The sequence below is a fragment of the Gordonia bronchialis DSM 43247 genome, assembly GCF_000024785.1.
Taxonomy (GTDB): domain Bacteria; phylum Actinomycetota; class Actinomycetes; order Mycobacteriales; family Mycobacteriaceae; genus Gordonia; species Gordonia bronchialis.
Window position 1 is genome coordinate 3168711 of record NC_013441.1, and the last position, 17330, is coordinate 3186040.

The following is a 17330-nucleotide window of genomic DNA, read 5'->3' on the forward strand; positions in this document are numbered from 1 at the left end:
GAAAACGCTGCCCATGGTAACACCCGCCACACTTCGGCCATTCCCGCGTGATCGCTCAGCGCACCGTCGCAGCATCGACCTCGAGGGCGCGAGCGAGATCGTCGAGGTCGGCGTCGAGGGCACGGGACAGCGCGACGATGGTCGCGAAGGCCGGTGTCGGCATGCGCCCGGTCTCGATCTTGCGCAGGGTCTCCGGCGAGATCCCGGCCACCGAAGCGATGTCGGCCGACGGGCGATCGCCGCGCAGCTCGCGCAATCGGGCACCGAGCCGGCGTCCCGCAGCGATCTGCGCGGGGGTCAGGGGATTACGCACCATGGCACCGAGGTTATCCGATGCGGTATACAAATACCATGGTATTTCTATACCGACCGATTACCGTGCGAGGAGGCTACCGAGATGGTCGAACTGAAGACGCCCGACGAAGTGGAGTCGATGAGTGTGACCGGCAGCTTCATCGCCGGACTGCTCGACGACCTGACCGAACACGCCGATGTCGGGGTCAACCTGCTCGACCTCGAGCATCGTGCCCGCGACCTGATCCGTGATCGCGGGGCGGAGTCCTGCTATTGGGACTATGCACCGTCCTTCGGGCGCGGTCCGTTCCACAACGTCATCTGCCTGTCCGTCAACGACGCGGTCCTGCATGGCCTACCCCACGACTATGTCCTGCGCGACGGTGATCTCCTCAGCCTCGACATAGCGGTATCGATCGACGGCTGGGTGGCCGACTCGGCGCGCAGCATCATCGTGGGTCATGCACGCCCGGCGGATCGTCGTCTCGTCGACGCCATTGAGGCAGCACTGGCCGCGGGCATCGACGCGGCCCGCCCGGATGCCCGGCTCGGCGACATCTCCGCGGCGATCGGGTCCGTCGCGCACGCGTACGGCTATCGGGTCAACACGCAGTTCGGTGGTCACGGGCTGGGACGCACCATGCACGAGGACCCGCACGTCGCCAACGTCGGCCGCCCCGGTCGCGGGATGCGGTTGCGGCCCGGACTGACCCTGGCGCTCGAACCGTGGTTCACCCTCGGCACCGACCGCATCATCTACGACGACGACGGCTGGACCATCCGGTCGGCCGACGGATCACGCGGGGCGCACAGCGAACACACGATCGCCGTCACCGACGGTGCGGCCCGGGTGCTCACCCGCTGAGCAGTTGGGCGCAACGGTCCGGTAGCCACGGCTCGATGGGTGCGGACTCTACAATCGACGCCATGTCAGCCGCCGGGTCTCAGTCGCCCTCCACCGACGACACATCCCCGACCGGCTCGAATGACCTGCGTGTCGAAGTCCTCAGCGTGGTGTTCAAGGTCCGCGAGGTGCAGCCCGACACTCCCCCGGCATTGTGCGTGTTGCTCACCCGGTCCGACGCCGCCCGGCCGTGGGCGCTGCCCGGCGGTGATGTCGGGGCGTCGGAGACATTGTCGGCGAGCGCGCGGCGATTGTTGGCCGAGAAGATGGACGTCCGCAAAGTCGCCCACCTCGAACAACTCTCGGTCTTCTCCGACCCCGACCGGGTGCCCGGCGCCCGCACGATCGCATCGACATATGTGGGTCTCGTTCCCACCGACGCGCCGGCGCGGCTACCCGACGAGGCGGCCTGGCAGCAGGTCGACGCGCTGCCCGAGTTGGCCTACGACCACGCACAGATCATCACTGCCGCGCGGCATCGGATCGCGGCGAAACTCTCCTACACCAATATCGCCTTCGCCTTGGCGCCGGCCCGTTTCCCGATGTCGGAGCTATCCGAGATCTATTGCGCGGCACTTGGTTACGCAGTAGACACGACCAACCTGCTGCGCATCCTGAGTCGCCGCGCGGTGGTGGTGTCGACGGGTACGGTCCGCAAGACCGGTCGTACCGGCGGGCGACCGCCAGCACTGTATGCCTTCGCCGACAACGAGTTACGGGTCACCGACGAGTTCGCCACACTACGTCCGCCGATGTGAGGATGCGCGCATCACGCGGGTGATGCCGAAGCGCAACGAGTCTCGCAACCGCCCACGAATCTCCAGGTGGTCGCGGATCAAGCCCTCGTAGCGCATGCCGGCTTTCTCGAGCACTCGGGCCGATGCGACGTTTGCCGGATCGCAGGTGGCCCAGACGCGGTTGACGTCGAAATGATCGAAGGCGAGATCGATCAGCAGCGCCGCGGCTTCACTGGCGTATCCACGCCCCCACACGCCGGCCGCAAACGCATAACCGATCTCGGCCGCCCCGTCACCGGCCGAGACGTCGATGTCGGCGGTGCCGATCAGTCGCTCATTCAGCCGAACCGCGGCCGTCAGCTTGGCGTCGTCGGGACGGTGTGCCCGGTCGAGGAACTCGCGCGTGTCGGCGACGGAGTTGGGTCCCCATGCCATGAATTCGACGACGCGCGAGTCGGAACCGATGGCGTGAACCTCGGCGAAGTCGCCTTCGTCGAATGAGGTCAACGATATCCGCGGGCCGCGGGCGTGGACGGTCGGGGGCATGACCGCCGAGACTACCGTGGCGATTCCGGTTGGTCACCCGGATTCTCGCCGGGTGGTACCGGTAACGGCCCGTCCCGATGCGGTCCGACCGCGAAACCACCGGCGCCCGGCGCTCCGGTCGTGGCACCCGCATAGGCCGGATCAGCAACGGCCGGTGCGTCGTCCAGATCGCCCACGCCGAGATCGGCTGTGCGCGAGGCCAGTACGCAGATGAGGTAGACCAGCGTGAGGATGAACGGCGCGCAGATGAGCAGAATCCACTGCTGCGCAGGGCCATCCACGGTTCCGCCGCGCAACCAGAGCCGTGGGATGACTTCGGCGGTGTCGCCGATCCGCACGGATCCGCGGTCGTCGCGTCGCCAGTCGATCACCCGCATTCCCACCTCGACGGCCAGGGCCGAACCCGCCACCGTCGCGATGAGTACGGCCAGGTAGCCGATGACTCCGCGCCAGGTGCGAGCCGCGAACCACGCGACGAGGGCCGCGACGAGGCCGTACACCGCCATCACGAACCCGAAGGTGGCGACGCTGCTGAACAGTCGCGCCGCCTCCTCGGGGGATCGGATGATGAAACCACCCTGCACCGCCTCCGCGGTGGCGGTCGGGGTGATCGCCGCCCAGGTGGCACCACCGACGACACCGAGCAACAGCACCACACCGACCACGGCCAGCAGAACGGGGAGGCGTCGGGGCACCCTCACCGTCGGCCCAGCTCTGCCGAGTCGACGGTGCCGTGCCGGGAACACCGGGCACTCCAGCCGTCCGGTCGCACCTGCACCACCATCCGGCGGCCGCACTGACCGCAGAATCGTGGCGGTTCCAGACCCAGCCGCGCGGCAGGCGGGATCGCGTCGGGCGACTGGAGTTCGAGTTCGATTCCGGTGTACACGCCGTAGCGGCACGGCTCGGCGAGCGGACCGGGGACGGTGTCGATCATGTCGGGCACGCCTTCGATGGTGTCACGCACGCCGGCGTGATGCGTCGGATGGTGTCACGCACGGTGGCCGAACCGGTCAGATCGTGTCGTTCAGCGTCTTGATCGGCATCGACAGGTCGCTCAGCAGATCGAGGTCATCCTCGGCGGGCCGGCCGAGGGTGGTGAGGTAGTTGCCGACGATGACCGCGTTGATACCGCCGAGAATGCCCTGCTTGGCGCCGAGATCGCCGAGGGTGATCTCGCGCCCGCCGGCGAAACGCAGGATGGTGCGCGGCAGGGCGAGGCGGAAGGCGGCCACCGCCTTGAGTGCCTCCGACGCGGGCAACACCTCGAGATCACCGAACGGAGTGCCCGGCCGCGGGTTGAGGAAGTTCAGCGGCACCTCGTCGGGCTCGAGTGAGGCGAGATCGGCGGCGAACTCGGCGCGCTGCTCCAGGCTCTCGCCCATGCCGAGGATTCCGCCGCAGCAGACCTCCATGCCGGCGTCACGGACCATGCGCAGCGTGTCCCACCGCTCCTCCCACGTGTGGGTGGTGACGACGTTCGGGAAGTGGCTGCGCGCGGTCTCGAGGTTGTGGTTGTAGCGATGCACGCCCATGTCGCGCAGTTGATCGACCTGCTCCTGGGTGAGCATGCCCAGGCTGCACGCGATCTGGATGTCGACCTCGTTGCGGATGGCCTCGATGCCGGCCGCGACCTGGCTCAGCAGCCGCTTGTCGGGGCCGCGGACGGCGGCGACGATGCAGAACTCGGTGGCACCGGTCTTGGCGGTCTGCTTGGCCGCCTCCACCAGCGACGGGATGTCGATCCAGGCGCTGCGCACCGGCGACGCGAACAAGCCCGACTGGGAACAGAAGTGGCAGTCCTCGGGGCAGCCGCCGGTCTTGAGCGAGATGATGCCCTCCACCTCGACTTCCGGTCCGCACCACCGCATCCGCACGTCGTGGGCGAGTTGCAGCAACTCGGTGAGACGATCGTCGGGAAGGCGGAGCACGGTCAGTACCTGGTCGCGGTCGAGTGCCTCGCCGCGTTCGAGCACCTGCGCTCGGGCCACGGCGAGGATGTCGTCGGATTCGGTGACGACGGTTCCGGAGGCAACGGTTGCCTGGGTCACGAGAGAACTCCTTCATGGGTGCTGGTGAAAGCGGTTGCTGCCGAACGAGATCGTGGTGCTGTCGGCGAGATTTGCGGTGCTGTCGCGGGGTTTCCGGGGGCCGGCCGGTGAAGACCAGGAGGCCGGCGGATCTCGGCGTCGAGCCAGTCGGTGTCGATCCAGCCGGGGGCAGCCGCGCGGAAGGCGGCGCGATCGAGTGCGCCGGCACCGGCGTCGATCACCCCGACGACCGGGACACCGGTGAGGCGCGGCAGGTCGTCGCGGTTGGTGCGCATGGCCAGGTCGGGACGCTCGGGCCAGGTGCCGATGACGAGACCGGCCGGCTCCAGGCCCCGCGCGCGGATGGCGTCGACGGTCAGCTCGGCGTGGTTGAGGGCGCCGAGTCCGGGGGGCACCACCACGACCACCCGCGCGGCGAGGTCCGCGGCCACGTCGAGCAGGGTCAGCGATTCGGCCAGCCGCACCAGCACCCCACCCGCACCTTCGACGAGGGTCAGATCATGAGTGGTAGCAAGTTCTTCGACGGCACAACGGATGTCGGGCCGCCGGACCGGTGGCAGTCCGCGCAGCCGTGCTGCCGTCTCCGGTGCGAGCGGGTCGGGATACCGGGCGCATTCGGTGGTGGTCACCGGTCCGGCGAGACCTGCGATGGTGTCGAGATCGCCCGGCTCGCCGGGCTCGACGCCGGTCTGAGCGGGCTTGCAGACGCCGACCGTCGCGCCCCGGGCCTGAGCCGCCGCCGCCAGCGCCGCGGTCACGATCGTCTTGCCGACGTCGGTCGATGTGCCGGTCACGGCCAGGATCGCGCCGCTCATCGGACGCCGACCTCACGTAACGCGGCGTCGACGACGTCGGCCACCCGATCAACGGTGGCCGCGTCGAGGTCCGCCCGGACCGTGATCCGCAAGCGCGACGTCCCCGCCGGCACCGACGGCGGGCGGAAGCAGCCCACCAGCACACCCCGGTCCCGGCAGGCGGCGGCTGCGGCGACGGCTTGCCGGGGATCGCCGACGATCAGCGAGATCACCGCGGCGGCGGGCACCGACGCACCACACCGCTGGGCGAGGCGTCGGGCGTTGTCGCTCAGGCGGGTCGGCAGTTCCGGATGGGCACGCAGGTGGGCCAGCGCCGCGCGGGCAGCGCCGACCGCGGCCGGGTTGAGTCCGGTGTCGAAGATGAAGGTCCGGGCGCAGTCGATCAGGTGGGTCCGCACGGCCCGCGAGCCGAGCACGACACCACCTTGAGCGCCAAGCGATTTCGACATCACCGCGGTGACGACCAGGTCGGGCGCACCCGACAGGCCCGCCTCGGCGATCAGGCCGCGTCCACCCGGTCCGCGGACCCCGAGCGCGTGTGCCTCGTCGACGAGCAACACGGCGCCGTGGGCGCGAGCCGCCGAGTACAGCTCGGCGATCGGTGCGGGTTCGCCGTCGATGCTGTACACCGAGTCGGTGACCACCAGGGCACGCTCCTCGGTGCGCTCGGCGAGCGCTGCGCGCACCGCGTCGTGGTCACCGCGCTCGACGACCACCACGCGCGCACGGGAAAGCCGGCATCCGTCGATCAGTGATGCGTGCGTACCCGTGTCGCTGACGATGAGGTCACCACGCCCGGCGAGGGCGCAGATCGCGCCGACGTTACCCAGATAGCCGGACGAGAAGGACAGTGCGGCTTCGAATCCGAGGAAATCGGCGATCTCCTCTTCGAAGTCGACGTGGGCTTGGGTGGTCCCGACGACGAGCCGCGACGCGGTCGATCCCGCTCCCCACTGCGCCAGTGCCGCCTGCGCGCCGGCGACGACGGCGGGATGGGTGGAGAGCCCGAGGTAGTCGTTGGATGCGAGATTGATGAGGTGCTCGTCGCTGCGTCGAACGTGCGGATCGCGATGCAGGCCGGCGGCCGACCGCGCGGCGGCGGCATCGTCGAGCCAGTCGAGCCCGGTCTGCGGTGCCATCGGCGCGAAATCCGTTGCTGCCGAGGCGAAGTCCACTGCTGTCGGGGAGAATTCGGGTGCGCTCACGAGGATGCTCCTGCCGGGACGGGGGTTGCGATGGTGGCCGTCACCGCGGCATGGATACCGTCGACGATGGTCGCGATGTCGTCGGCGTCACACAGGTAGGGCGGCATCGTGTAGACGAGATTGCGGAACGGCCGCAGCCACGCACCGGCTGCCACGGTGGCCGCGGTTGCCGCGGCCATGTCGACCGGCCGGTCGAGTTCCACCACACCGATCGCCCCGAGCACCCGGACCTCGCGAACACCGTCGAGGCGGCTCAGGGGTGCCAGACCGGCCCGAAGTTGCGCCTCGATGCGCGCGACCCGATCCCGCCAGGTGCCGTCGGCCAGCAGATCCATTGAGGCCACCGCGACCGCGCAGGCGAGCGGGTTGGCCATGAACGTCGGTCCGTGAGCCAGGCCGCCGGCCTCCCCCGCGCTGATGACCGTGGCGATCTCGTCGGTGCACAGGGTTGCCGCGAGCGTCAGGTAGCCGCCGGTGAGGGCCTTGCCGACGCACATGATGTCCGGCGAGACCCCGGCCTGCTCGGTGGCGAACATCGTTCCGGTACGGCCGAATCCGGTGGCGATCTCGTCGAAGATCAACAGCACGCCCTGCTCGTCGCAGATGCGGCGCAGATCGGCGAGGTATCGGGGATCGTGGAATCGCATGCCCCCCGCGCCCTGGACGACCGGTTCGACGATGATCGCCGCGAGCTCGTCACGATGGGCCCAGACCGCGGCTTCCAGGGTCGCCACGTAGTCGGCCCGGTAGTCGGCCGGCGGGGCGGGGACGAAAACCTGCGCGGCGAGCACATCGGTCCACATCGAGTGCATGCCGCCCTCGGGATCGCAGACACTCATCGGGGTGAAGGTGTCGCCGTGGTAGCCGCCCCGCCAGGTCAGCAGTCGGGTGCGCCCCGGACGCCCCCGACTGCGCCAGTATTGCAGCGCCATCTTCACCGCGACCTCCACCGACACCGAGCCGGAATCGCAGAAGAACACCTTCTGCAGCGACTCGGGCGTCAGCCGGATCAGGCGCCGTGCCAGTTGGGCGGCCGGTTCGTGGGTGAGACCACCGAACATGACGTGCGACATCCGGCCCACCTGCGCGCTCACCGCGGCGTCGAGGACCGGGTGCCCGTAACCGTGGATCGCGGCCCACCACGAGCTCATGCCGTCGATCACCTCCCGGCCGTCGGCCAGGCGCAGGCGCACCCCGTGCGCCGACTCGACGACCAGCGGCCGGGTACTCGGCGGCATCGCACCGTAGGGATGCCAGATGTGGTCGGCATCGATGCGGCTGATGGTGGCCTCGTCCACGGCAGACATTCCTCGGGGTCGAACGGGTTCGGGCGGTCGGCGACGCGATGAAGTGGGCTGGCTCACGCGTCGTCCTGGACACTGTACAGGCGTTGCCTGGACGGTGTACAGGCAGCGCGCGCCGGGGTCTTAGGGTGGAGCTGTGAGCAACAGTCGTGCCGATGTCCTGCGTGCCGCCCGCGACATCCTCATCGACCACAGCCTCGCCGACCTCTCGATGCGACGCCTGGCGACCGAACTCGGGGTCCGGCCCAACGCGTTGTACTGGCACTTCCCCAACAAGCAGACGCTCCTGGCCGCCCTGGCCGACGACATCCTGGGCCGGGTCGCGATCCCGGGTACCGACCTGGCATGGACCGAGCGGCTCGACTCCCTGGCCACCGGTATGCGCGAGGCATTGCTCGCCGTTCCGGACAGCGCCGAGGTGGTGTCGTCGAGCTGGGCGAGCGGCCTGTCGGTGAAAGCGATCGCCGCCGACATCACGGCCGCGGCCCGCGCCGGCGGCCTGCCGCTGCGCGACGCGGAGGCCGTCAGCACCGCGATCTGTCAGCTGGTCATCGGGCTCACCATCGAGGAGCAGACCCGCGCGCAGATGGAGCGGCTCGGGGTCATCGAACCGTCCGGACGCGACTTCGACGGGGAGTTCGCCGACGGCCTCGCGATCATCCTCGACGGTGCCCGTGCACGCAGCGCCGCCGACGCCGCAGTCGCCGCGATGACGGGTCAGAGTAAAGAAAAGTAAAGGTCAGCGCCCCGTGTGTCGTCGGGCACCGAGTCGATTTTTCACAGGTTCGGCAGGTACATTGCTACCCGATCCGCACAGTGGGCGCCCCCGCGCCGGCACGTGCCGTCCACCTCGCCGAGAGACAGAGAGCCCGATCCGTTGGCAGCCCCGACCCGTGTAGCGCCGCAGACGACCACTGCTTCGTCGGCGTCGCCACCGGTCTATCGGACCGACCTCGACGGCCTTCGGGGTATCGCGATCACTCTGGTCGCCTGCTTCCATGTGTGGTTCGGCAAGGTCTCCGGCGGCGTCGACGTCTTCCTCACCCTGTCCGGGTACTTCTTCGTCGGCTCGCTGCTGCGCCACGCCATCCACAGCCAATCGGCGCGCATCACCTTCCGCGACGCGATGAACCCGTGGCCGCGACTGTCCCGGCTGCTGCGCAGGCTGCTGCCCGCACTGCTGACCGTGCTCATCGCGGTGGCGGTCGGAACAGTGCTGATCCTGCCGCAGGTGCGCTGGTCCAACATCGGCCGCGAGTTGTTCGCCAGCGCCACCTACTGGCAGAACTGGTACCTGGCGTGGAACTCGCAGGATTACACCGCGGCGAGTTCGGCGAACAGCCCGCTGCAGCACCTGTGGTCGATGTCGATGCAGGGCCAGTTCTTCCTCATCACGCTGCTGACCGCCCTCGCGGTCACCGTGGTCATCAAACTGCTCGCCCGGGTGGTGTCGGTGGTCGCCGACCCGCGGGTGATCCGCGTGCTCGTCGGCCTCTCGGTCCTGCTGGTCGCACTCGCCTCGTTCTGGTGGGCGCATCGCGGTCTGGTCCTGCATCAGCCGTACAACTACTACGACACCTGGTCGCGGCTCTGGGAACCGCTCGCCGGCGGCCTCCTCGCGGTGTGGCTGCCGCGCTGGCGGCTGCCGAACTGGTTGCGAAACCTCGCCACCGCCGTCGCCCTGGGGCTGATCGTCACCTGCGGATGGTGGATCGTCGGGGTCGAGCAGTATCCGGGTCCGTGGGCGCTGGTCCCGGTCGGCGCCACCCTGCTGATCATCTGGGCGGGTGCCACCGACCTGCAGCGCGCGCGCCGCGCCAGCGATACCGAGTCCCCGACAGCGGCTCCGAGCGCTCCCGACCCGATGCCGATGCTCAACCGGGCGCTGGCAAGCCGATGGCCGGTCTGGCTGGGCACCATCGCCTACAGCCTCTACCTGTGGCACTGGCCGCTGCTGATCTTCTATCTGACGTGGCGAGAGAAGGAACACGCCTCGGTGATCGAGGGCGTCGGAATCCTGGCCGTCTCGATCGGATTGGCTGCGACGACCAAACGATTCGTCGAGGACCCGCTGCGCGGTGGGGACCGGGCCAAACTCAACCACGGGGACCGGTCCGGCCATCGCCGCTGGATCAACTACACCTCGGTGGTCACCAGCATCCTGCTGATCGGCACGATCGCCGTCGGTGTCGGCATCAAGGCATGGGATCGCCACGTCGCAACCATCTCGGTCGACACCCTCAACCTGGATCCGCGTGACTATCCGGGCGCCCGTGCCCTGCTCGACGGCACGCCGGTGCCCAAACTCGATCCGGTGCCCCAGCCGCTGGCGGTGATCAAGGACTTCCCCGAGACGTCCACCGACGGGTTCACCAGTGACTTCAAGGACGGCAGCATCCACGTCGGCGTGTACGGCGATCGGGCGGCCACGCGCACCATCGCACTGGCCGGCGGGTCGCACGCGGAGATGTGGATCTCGGCGCTCGACATGATCGGCAAACGCAACCACTTCAAGGTGACCACGTACATCAAGATGGGATGTCCGTTGTCCACCAACCCGGTTCCGCGCCAGCAGGGCGAACCGTATCCCCAGTGCTACGACTGGGGTCAGCGAGTCATCGCCGCGATCATCAAGGCCAAACCGGATGCCGTGTTCACCAATTCGACGCGTCCGCGCGACTACGAGAACGGCGACTGGACACCACCGGACTACACGCCGATCTTCGACCGGTTCATCGCCGGCGGGGTTCCCGTCCTGGGCATCCGCGACACGCCGTGGCCCATCCGCTCCGGCGTCGACACACCGATCTGCCTCAACGACGGCGGCACGGCGGAGAGCTGCAGAACCAAGCGGGTGGTCTCCATGGCACCGACCGATCCCGCCGAGCAGCTTCGGGCGACGCGACCGGATTTCCACCCGCTGGATCTGACCAACGGCATCTGCACCGCCGACTTCTGCCCGGCCATCGTGGGCAACATCATCGTCTACAAGGACCCACATCACCTCAGTGCGACCTATGTGCGCAGCCTGGCTGACGAACTCGAGCGACAGATGAAGCTCGCGATGCCGTGGATCGGCCAGCAGAAGCCGTGACCCGCGGAAACTGACGGACGTGCGTGGTGGCGACCACAATGGAAACCGAACCAGGCGCTCGAGATGACCGGGCGCCGCAACGCGACTACTGTCGGTCCATGACACCAGGCGTCGTCACCGGAGTATCCGGCGGAGCGTTGGTTCCCCGACAAGAAGGGTGGGTATGACCGTACCGCCAACCACCGGCGACCAGCCCGCCCCGGAAACCGTCGCGCCCACACCGGCACCCGACGCCTCGACACCGCCAGCGCCACCGGCGGCCGGCGAAGGGCGGGTGGCCACCGACATCACGACGGCTGCGCCACTGAGCAACGACGACGCCGGCTCCGCGCCCACCACCCTGCCCCCCTCGCCCGCTCAGGCGGACGCCCTGGTGGAGCCCGAGCCCGCACCGATCCCGGTGTGGCCGGGCACGGCCTTTCCGCTCGGCGCCACCTACGACGGTGTCGGCACCAACTTCTCGCTGTTCTCCGAGGTCGCCGAGGCTGTCGAGCTGTGCCTGATCGACCGGGACGGCCGGGAACGGCGGATCCGGCTCGACGAGGTCGACGGCTACTGCTGGCACTGCTATCTGCCGAATGTGGGCCCCGGACAGTTCTACGGCTTCCGGGTGTACGGCCCCTATGACCCGGCCCGCGGCCTGCGGTGCGACCCGAGCAAGTTACTCCTGGACCCGTACGGCAAGGCATTTCACGGCGACTTCGACGGTGACGCCTCCCTGTTCTCCTACCCGCTCCCGAAACCTCCTGCCACGGAACCCCCTACTGCGGAACCTACTACTGCGGAACCTTCTGCCACGAAACCTTCTGCGCCCGAGTCCGATTCGGCATCCAGCGCGGAGCAACACGCGGCGGTACCGGAATCCGATGGCGGCACCACATCGGGCGACGACGTCGCCGCCGACGATGCCGCGCCGGAGACGCCGCAAGCCGCCGACGGCGAGACACCCGGCGACGGCCCGGGTGCGAACGATGCGGCCGATACCGAGAACGGCGCGGACACAGAGGTTTCCGCAGCCGACGAGTCACCGCACGACGACGAGATCCCGGAGAGCACCCCGGAGAACCCGATGCCCCAGCTCGATTCGCTGGGACACACCATGGTGTCGGTGGTCATCAATCCGTACTTCGACTGGCAGAACGACCGTTCTCCACACCGGCCGTATCACCAGACGGTGATCTACGAGGCCCATGTCAAAGGCATGACGGCCACCCACCCCGACATCCCCGAACGGCTCCGCGGCACCTACGCGGGGCTGTGCCATCCGGTGATCATCGATCACCTGAAGTCACTGGGCATCACCGCGATCGAACTCATGCCCGTACATCAGTTCATGCAGGATTTCGTCTTGCGGGACAAGGGACTTCGCAACTACTGGGGGTACAACACCTTCGGGTTCATGGCCCCGCATCTGGAGTACGCGTCCAATCGCGACCAGCCGGGCAGTGCCGTCACCGAGTTCAAGGCGATGGTCCGTGAGTTCCACAACGCGGGCATCGAAGTCATCCTCGACGTGGTCTACAACCACACCGCCGAGGGCAACCACCTCGGCCCGACCATCTGCTTCCGTGGCATCGACAACGCCGCCTACTACCGGCTGGTCGACGGGCAGCCCGAGATGTACATGGACTACACCGGCACCGGCAACAGCCTCAACGGCCGGCACCCGCACACGCTGCAGCTGATCATGGATTCGCTGCGCTACTGGGTTCTCGAGATGCATGTCGACGGCTTCCGGTTCGATCTCGCGTCGACCCTGGCCCGCGAACTGCACGACGTCGACCGCCTCTCGGCGTTCTTCGATCTGGTGCAACAGGATCCGGTGGTCAGTCAGGTCAAGCTCATCGCCGAGCCGTGGGACATCGGTGAAGGCGGATATCAGGTCGGCAACTTCCCGCCGCTGTGGACCGAGTGGAACGGAAAGTACCGCGACACCGTCCGCGACTACTGGCGCGGGGAGCCGGCGACGTTGGGCGAGTTCGCCTCTCGGCTCACCGGGTCGTCGGATCTGTACGAGGCGACCGGCCGGCGCCCGCTGGCCAGCATCAACTTCGTGATCGCCCACGACGGTTTCACGTTGCGAGACCTGGTCTCCTACAACGAGAAACACAACATGGCCAACGGTGAGGACAATCGCGATGGCGAAAGTCACAACCGCTCGTGGAACTGCGGGGTCGAGGGACCCACGGACGATCCCGAGGTGCTCGAGCTGCGGGCCCGCCAGCAACGCAACATCCTGGCGACGCTGTTCCTGTCACAGGGCACGCCGATGCTCGCCCACGGCGACGAGATCGGCCGGACCCAGCAGGGCAACAACAACGTCTACTGCCAGGACTCCGAATTGTCCTGGATGGACTGGAGTCTCGCGGAGAAGAACGCCGAACTGCTCGAATTCACCCGCAGGGCCATCGCGTTGCGCACCCGGCATCCGGTGTTCCGGCGTCGCCGGTTCTTTGCCGGCAAGCCGATCCGCTGGGGCGCGGACACCCTCGACATCGTGTGGCTCACCCCGTCCGGCGAGGCGATGACGACCGACGACTGGGACAGCGGTTTCGGCAAGAGTCTCGCGGTGTTCCTCAACGGTGCCGGCATCGGCGAGAAGGACGAGCGTGGGGAACCGATCGTCGACGACAGCTTCATGATCTGCTTCAACGCCCACTACGAGGACATCGACTTCCGGATGCCCAGCGACCGCCTGGGACTGGAATGGGAAGGCGTGCTGTCCACCTCCCACCCGACCGGCGAGTCCGACATCGCGAGCGTGGCCTGCGGGGACTCCGTCGCGATCGCCGCACGATCGCTACTCGTCCTGCGTAAGGTCGCCTGAGGCGATGGCCGATCGTCGCCAACCGCGCGCCACCTACCGCGTGCAGTTGCACCCCGGGTTCGGATTCGCCGACACCGCAGGCATTCTGGGGCATCTGAGCGAGCTGGGTATCAGCCACCTCTACCTGTCCCCGATCGGTCGCGCGTCGGCGGGCTCCACCCACGGCTACGACTGGCTGCCGCCGCCGGAGGTCGCACCGGCCCTCGGCGGCCTCGACGGACTGCGGGAGCTGCGCGGGGCGGCGAACGCCGTCGACATCGGCCTGATCATCGACATCGTCCCCAATCACACCGGGGTCGCCGACGCCATGGCCAATCCGTGGTTCGCCGATGTCCTGCGCCACGGGCGGCACTCGGACTACAGCTCCTACTTCGACATCGACTTCTCGACCGGCAACGGCGCCGACGGCGCGATCGCCCTCCCGGTCCTCGCCGCCGACGGCGACCTCTCGCCGCTGGAGATCCACGACGACGAGTTGCGCTACTTCGAGCACCACTTCCCCATCGCCCCCGGGACCCTCGGCGGCACACCGACCGACGTGCACGACCGGCAGCACTACCGCCTGGTGCCCTGGAACAGCGGGCTGATCGGATATCGCCGGTTCTTCACCGTCAACGAACTCGCGGGTCTGTGCCAGGAGGACCCGAAGGTCTATGCGGCCACCCACGCCTGGCTGCGCGAGCTCATCGCCGAGGACCTGATCGACGGGGTACGCGTTGATCATCCGGACGGCCTGTGGGACCCGCAGGGATATCTACGGCGCCTGCGGGCCGACGTCGGGCGTGACCGGCTCATCTACGTGGAGAAGATCCTCGCCTCCGACGAGCCGCTGGAGCCGACGCTGCCCGTGGAGGGCACCACCGGATACGAGCAGATGCGCATCATCGACGCACTATTCGTCGCACCGTCGGGCGTGATCGAGCTCGCCGAGATCCATGACCGGGTGACCGGTGTACCCGGCGACTCGCGCTGGATCGAGACGACCGAGCACGAGCGAAAGCTGGTGACACTCACCGAGTCCTTTCCCACCGAGCACCGCAGACTCGTCCACACACTGACCCACTCCGATCCCGATGCCGACGAACCGGCGGTGGCGCACGCGACCGCCGAACTGATCGCGGGTCTGGGCGTGTACCGCGCCGACTATCCGACGCTGCGTCCGCGTCTCGTCGAGGCCGCGGCGTCGATCGCGCGGCGTCGGCCCGCGCTCGCCGATGCCCTGGCGCTCGTCGTCGCACAAACCGCCTCTCCCGGCGCGGCGGCGTCGCGGCTGGCCCAGACCTGCGGGGCGGTCACGGCCAAGAGCGTCGAGGACAGCCTGTTCTACCGGACCGCGCGCCTGGTATCGGCCCAGGAGGTCGGCGGCGACCCGGCGCATCCGGCCATGAGTCTGGACACCTTCCACGAGCACAATGCGACCCGGGCGGCGGAGTGGCCGCTGGCGATGACGGCCTCCTCCACCCACGACACCAAACGCGGCGAGGATGTCCGGGCCCGCATCGCGATGCTCGCCCAGATACCGGAGCGGTGGTCGCTCGTCGTGGACCGGATCTGGCGAACCACCGCAATTCCGGACGATCTGACGTGCTACTTCCTGCTGCAGAACATCGTCGGGGTCTGGCCGATCGGGGCGCCGGTATCTGCTGCCCTACGCGGCCGGCTGCACGAGTACGCGCGAAAAGCGATGCGCGAAGCCGGTTTACGCACCACCTGGACCGAGGTCGACGACGACTTCGAGTCCGCGGTACTCGACTGGATCGACGCGGTGACCGCCGACCCGGTCGCCGGTGTGATCACCGACCTGGTGGCCCGGATCGCCGATTCCTGGGAGCAGGAAGCGTTGGCGCGCAAGGCTATCGCGATCCTCGGGCCCGGCGTACCCGACATCTATCAGGGCACCGAGTGGTGGGACGACTCGCTGGTCGATCCCGACAACCGCCGGCCCGTCGACTTCACCCGCGGCATGGATCATCCCAAGGCGGCGCTGGTCCGCGCCGCGCTGTCGTTGCGTGCCGCCCACCCCGCCGCCTTCGGGACCCACGGGACCTACCGCCGTCTCAATGCCGATGGCCCGGCGGCCGACCACGCGGTAGCCTTCGCCCGGGGAGACGGCCGATCGGCGACGGTCGTGGTGGTGACGGCGCGATTCACCCACAGCCTGCGCGCGGACAGCGCTCGCGCCACCGCGGTCGTGCTGCCACCGGGCCGGTGGCGCAATGTGCTGACCGACGAAACACACTCCGGGACCGTCGATCTCGCAACTCTGCGCGCCACTCATCCGGTGGCGATGCTGGAAGTCGCGCCGACCTCCAACGCTCCCTGAGCTTCGAGGAGCGGGGCGAGCCACGAAAAGTGGGGAAGGAAATCCATCCCCTACTTTTGTCAGCCCGCACGCCCGAGCGTCAGCCGCCCGGTGCCGGTGTCGGCGCGGGTGCCGGGGCACCCGGGGTCGGGTTTGGCGCGCCCGGCGTGGGCGCCGGGGCATTCGGCGTGACCTCTGTTCCGTCGCCGAACAGCACGCTGCGGCCGGGCGCGTTCCCCAGATCGGAGACCAGCCATTTGCCGTCGTGCTTCTCCAGCGTGATGAGGTAGAAGATCGTCATCTTCTGCGGGGTGGTCGCTGCCGCACCGGTCGCGGTGACCTCGACCTGCAGCATCGTGGTCGCGGTATCGGCGGAGAACTTCTCGACCGTGGCCAGCTTGATGTCCGCGTTCGCACTCGTGACCTTGATGTCGCGCACCTGCTGCTCGGTGTCGGTGCGCTCGCGTTCCAGCGTCTTCTGGAAGTCGCCGGTGCTCAACGGGCCGAGCCGCTCCTTGTACTGGTCGGCGGTGTTGGTCGTCATCGTGCCGACCAACTCGTTGATGAAGTGCTTGGACGCCGCGAGGCTGTCGTCGAAGGCCTGGAGTTTCTGGTTCTGCTCGTAGACCTTCCAGCCCAGGAACCCGGCGCCCGCGATGACGGCGACCACCACCGGGACTGCCGCGGCACGCAGCAGCCCCCGACCGGTGATGGTGAGGGTGAATTCCTTCTTGCCCGCGGTCTTACTGGGTTCGGTCTTCTCGGTTTCGGTCTTCTCGGGGTCCGCCTTGTTGTCGTTCGCGGTGGGGGCGTCGCGATCGCGGGCGTTCTTCTTGCCGACCACGGGCGCCGTCACGGTGTCGTCGTCGGCACCGTCGGAGTCATCGCTGTCCGATGCCCGGGCCGCGGTGCCACGCACGCGCTTGCCCGCTTTCCCCTGTGGCGTCCGAGACGTACTCGATGCGGCATCCTTCTTCAGCACCACGGTGTCGTCGTCTGAACTGTCCACCTCGGTGAAGTCGTCGGCCGCTGTGGCATCCCCGGTCGTCGGGGAATCCACGGACTCCGCAGACGTGGTCTCGGCGTCGGTTTCGGCGCTGCTGTTGTCACGATCAGTCATCTCGGTCATCTCTGGTGTCTCTCCCCCGATGGGCACGTCCCGGCGTCTCCGGTGGGCACGGGCGGGGCACCCACCCGGAACTCCCCGCTGCCTTTCCTTCCCCGCTGCCTTCACCCCAGTGCTCGCGCACC

At 68.4% G+C, this 17330-nt stretch carries 15 protein-coding genes; 6 read left to right on the forward strand and 9 right to left on the reverse strand.

Annotation, left to right across the window (positions count from 1 at the left end; translation table 11 throughout):
* Window positions 1–55: 55 nt before the first annotated feature.
* Window positions 56–316, reverse strand: coding sequence for a helix-turn-helix domain-containing protein (locus GBRO_RS14735; RefSeq protein ID WP_012834690.1), 261 nt, complete (start codon window positions 314–316; stop codon window positions 56–58).
* An 81-nt stretch (window positions 317–397) separates the two neighbouring features.
* Here GBRO_RS14735 and map point away from each other — a divergent pair, with 81 nt between their 5' ends.
* Together map and GBRO_RS14745 are read left to right on the forward strand one after the other, a co-directional pair.
* The gene (map, locus tag GBRO_RS14740; protein ID WP_012834691.1) at window positions 398–1159 is read left to right on the forward strand and encodes a type I methionyl aminopeptidase; all 762 of its coding nucleotides are present in this window, start codon (window positions 398–400) and stop codon (window positions 1157–1159) included.
* Window positions 1160–1221: 62 nt separating this feature from the next.
* Complete coding sequence (locus GBRO_RS14745; RefSeq protein WP_041919912.1) at window positions 1222–1956, forward strand: NUDIX hydrolase; 735 nt, start codon at window positions 1222–1224, stop codon at window positions 1954–1956.
* Here the strand turns inward: GBRO_RS14745 and GBRO_RS14750 are convergent.
* The 7 genes from GBRO_RS14750 to GBRO_RS14780 form a co-directional block, all read right to left on the reverse strand.
* Window positions 1939–2481, reverse strand: coding sequence for a GNAT family N-acetyltransferase (locus tag GBRO_RS14750; protein ID WP_012834693.1), 543 nt, complete (start codon window positions 2479–2481; stop codon window positions 1939–1941). The two genes, GBRO_RS14745 and GBRO_RS14750, sit on opposite strands and share 18 nt — an antisense overlap.
* 11 nt (window positions 2482–2492) lie before the next feature.
* Window positions 2493–3176: a DUF2567 domain-containing protein gene (locus GBRO_RS14755; protein WP_052298283.1), complete on the reverse strand. Its 684-nt coding sequence runs from the start codon at window positions 3174–3176 to the stop codon at window positions 2493–2495.
* A gap of 2 nt (window positions 3177–3178) precedes the next feature.
* A complete protein-coding gene (gene bsaP / locus GBRO_RS14760; RefSeq protein WP_006898423.1) occupies window positions 3179–3418 on the reverse strand; it encodes a biotin synthase auxiliary protein BsaP in 240 nt (79 codons plus the stop codon).
* 76 nt (window positions 3419–3494) lie between these two features.
* A complete protein-coding gene (bioB, locus tag GBRO_RS14765) occupies window positions 3495–4532 on the reverse strand; it encodes a biotin synthase BioB (protein WP_012834696.1) in 1038 nt (345 codons plus the stop codon).
* Window positions 4529–5347: a dethiobiotin synthase gene (gene bioD, locus GBRO_RS14770; RefSeq protein ID WP_012834697.1), complete on the reverse strand. Its 819-nt coding sequence runs from the start codon at window positions 5345–5347 to the stop codon at window positions 4529–4531. The genes bioB and bioD overlap by 4 nt, the downstream gene beginning before the upstream one ends.
* The gene (locus GBRO_RS14775) at window positions 5344–6486 is read right to left on the reverse strand and encodes an 8-amino-7-oxononanoate synthase (protein WP_052298412.1); all 1143 of its coding nucleotides are present in this window, start codon (window positions 6484–6486) and stop codon (window positions 5344–5346) included. The genes bioD and GBRO_RS14775 overlap by 4 nt, the downstream gene beginning before the upstream one ends.
* A gap of 62 nt (window positions 6487–6548) precedes the next feature.
* Window positions 6549–7850, reverse strand: a complete 1302-nt coding sequence (locus GBRO_RS14780; RefSeq protein ID WP_012834699.1) for an adenosylmethionine--8-amino-7-oxononanoate transaminase — start codon at window positions 7848–7850, stop codon at window positions 6549–6551.
* A gap of 142 nt (window positions 7851–7992) precedes the next feature.
* On the opposite strand from GBRO_RS14780, the gene GBRO_RS14785 reads away from it, so the two are divergent.
* The 4 genes from GBRO_RS14785 to treY all read left to right on the forward strand — a co-directional run bounded on the left by GBRO_RS14785 (window position 7993) and on the right by treY (window position 16100).
* A complete protein-coding gene (locus tag GBRO_RS14785) occupies window positions 7993–8592 on the forward strand; it encodes a TetR/AcrR family transcriptional regulator (RefSeq protein WP_012834700.1) in 600 nt (199 codons plus the stop codon).
* Window positions 8593–8733: 141 nt separating this feature from the next.
* Entirely contained in the window at window positions 8734–10950 is a 2217-nt protein-coding gene (locus tag GBRO_RS14790; RefSeq protein ID WP_041919913.1) for an acyltransferase family protein, read from the forward strand.
* Between the two features lie 163 nt (window positions 10951–11113).
* On the forward strand, window positions 11114–13777 hold the full coding sequence (glgX, locus tag GBRO_RS14795; protein ID WP_041919914.1) for a glycogen debranching protein GlgX: 2664 nt from the start codon (window positions 11114–11116) through the stop codon (window positions 13775–13777).
* Window positions 13778–13781: 4 nt separating this feature from the next.
* Complete coding sequence (gene treY / locus GBRO_RS14800) at window positions 13782–16100, forward strand: malto-oligosyltrehalose synthase (RefSeq protein WP_012834703.1); 2319 nt, start codon at window positions 13782–13784, stop codon at window positions 16098–16100.
* A gap of 79 nt (window positions 16101–16179) precedes the next feature.
* Here treY and GBRO_RS24755 read toward each other — a convergent pair whose 3' ends face one another.
* Window positions 16180–17208, reverse strand: coding sequence for a hypothetical protein (locus GBRO_RS24755; protein WP_012834704.1), 1029 nt, complete (start codon window positions 17206–17208; stop codon window positions 16180–16182).
* Window positions 17209–17330: the final 122 nt, after the last annotated feature.

Coding starts and splice junctions, on each gene's coding strand:
- GBRO_RS14735 (WP_012834690.1), bottom strand. CDS start 316: ATGGTGCGTAATCCCCTGACCCCCGCGCAGATCGCTGCGGGACGCCGG.
- map (WP_012834691.1), top strand. CDS start 398: ATGGTCGAACTGAAGACGCCCGACGAAGTGGAGTCGATGAGTGTGACC.
- GBRO_RS14745 (WP_041919912.1), top strand. CDS start 1,222: ATGTCAGCCGCCGGGTCTCAGTCGCCCTCCACCGACGACACATCCCCG.
- GBRO_RS14750 (WP_012834693.1), bottom strand. CDS start 2,481: ATGCCCCCGACCGTCCACGCCCGCGGCCCGCGGATATCGTTGACCTCA.
- bsaP (WP_006898423.1), bottom strand. CDS start 3,418: ATGATCGACACCGTCCCCGGTCCGCTCGCCGAGCCGTGCCGCTACGGC.
- bioD (WP_012834697.1), bottom strand. CDS start 5,347: ATGAGCGGCGCGATCCTGGCCGTGACCGGCACATCGACCGACGTCGGC.
- GBRO_RS14775 (WP_052298412.1), bottom strand. CDS start 6,486: ATGGCACCGCAGACCGGGCTCGACTGGCTCGACGATGCCGCCGCCGCG.
- glgX (WP_041919914.1), top strand. CDS start 11,114: ATGACCGTACCGCCAACCACCGGCGACCAGCCCGCCCCGGAAACCGTC.
- treY (WP_012834703.1), top strand. CDS start 13,782: ATGGCCGATCGTCGCCAACCGCGCGCCACCTACCGCGTGCAGTTGCAC.
- GBRO_RS24755 (WP_012834704.1), bottom strand. CDS start 17,208: ATGACCGAGATGACTGATCGTGACAACAGCAGCGCCGAAACCGACGCC.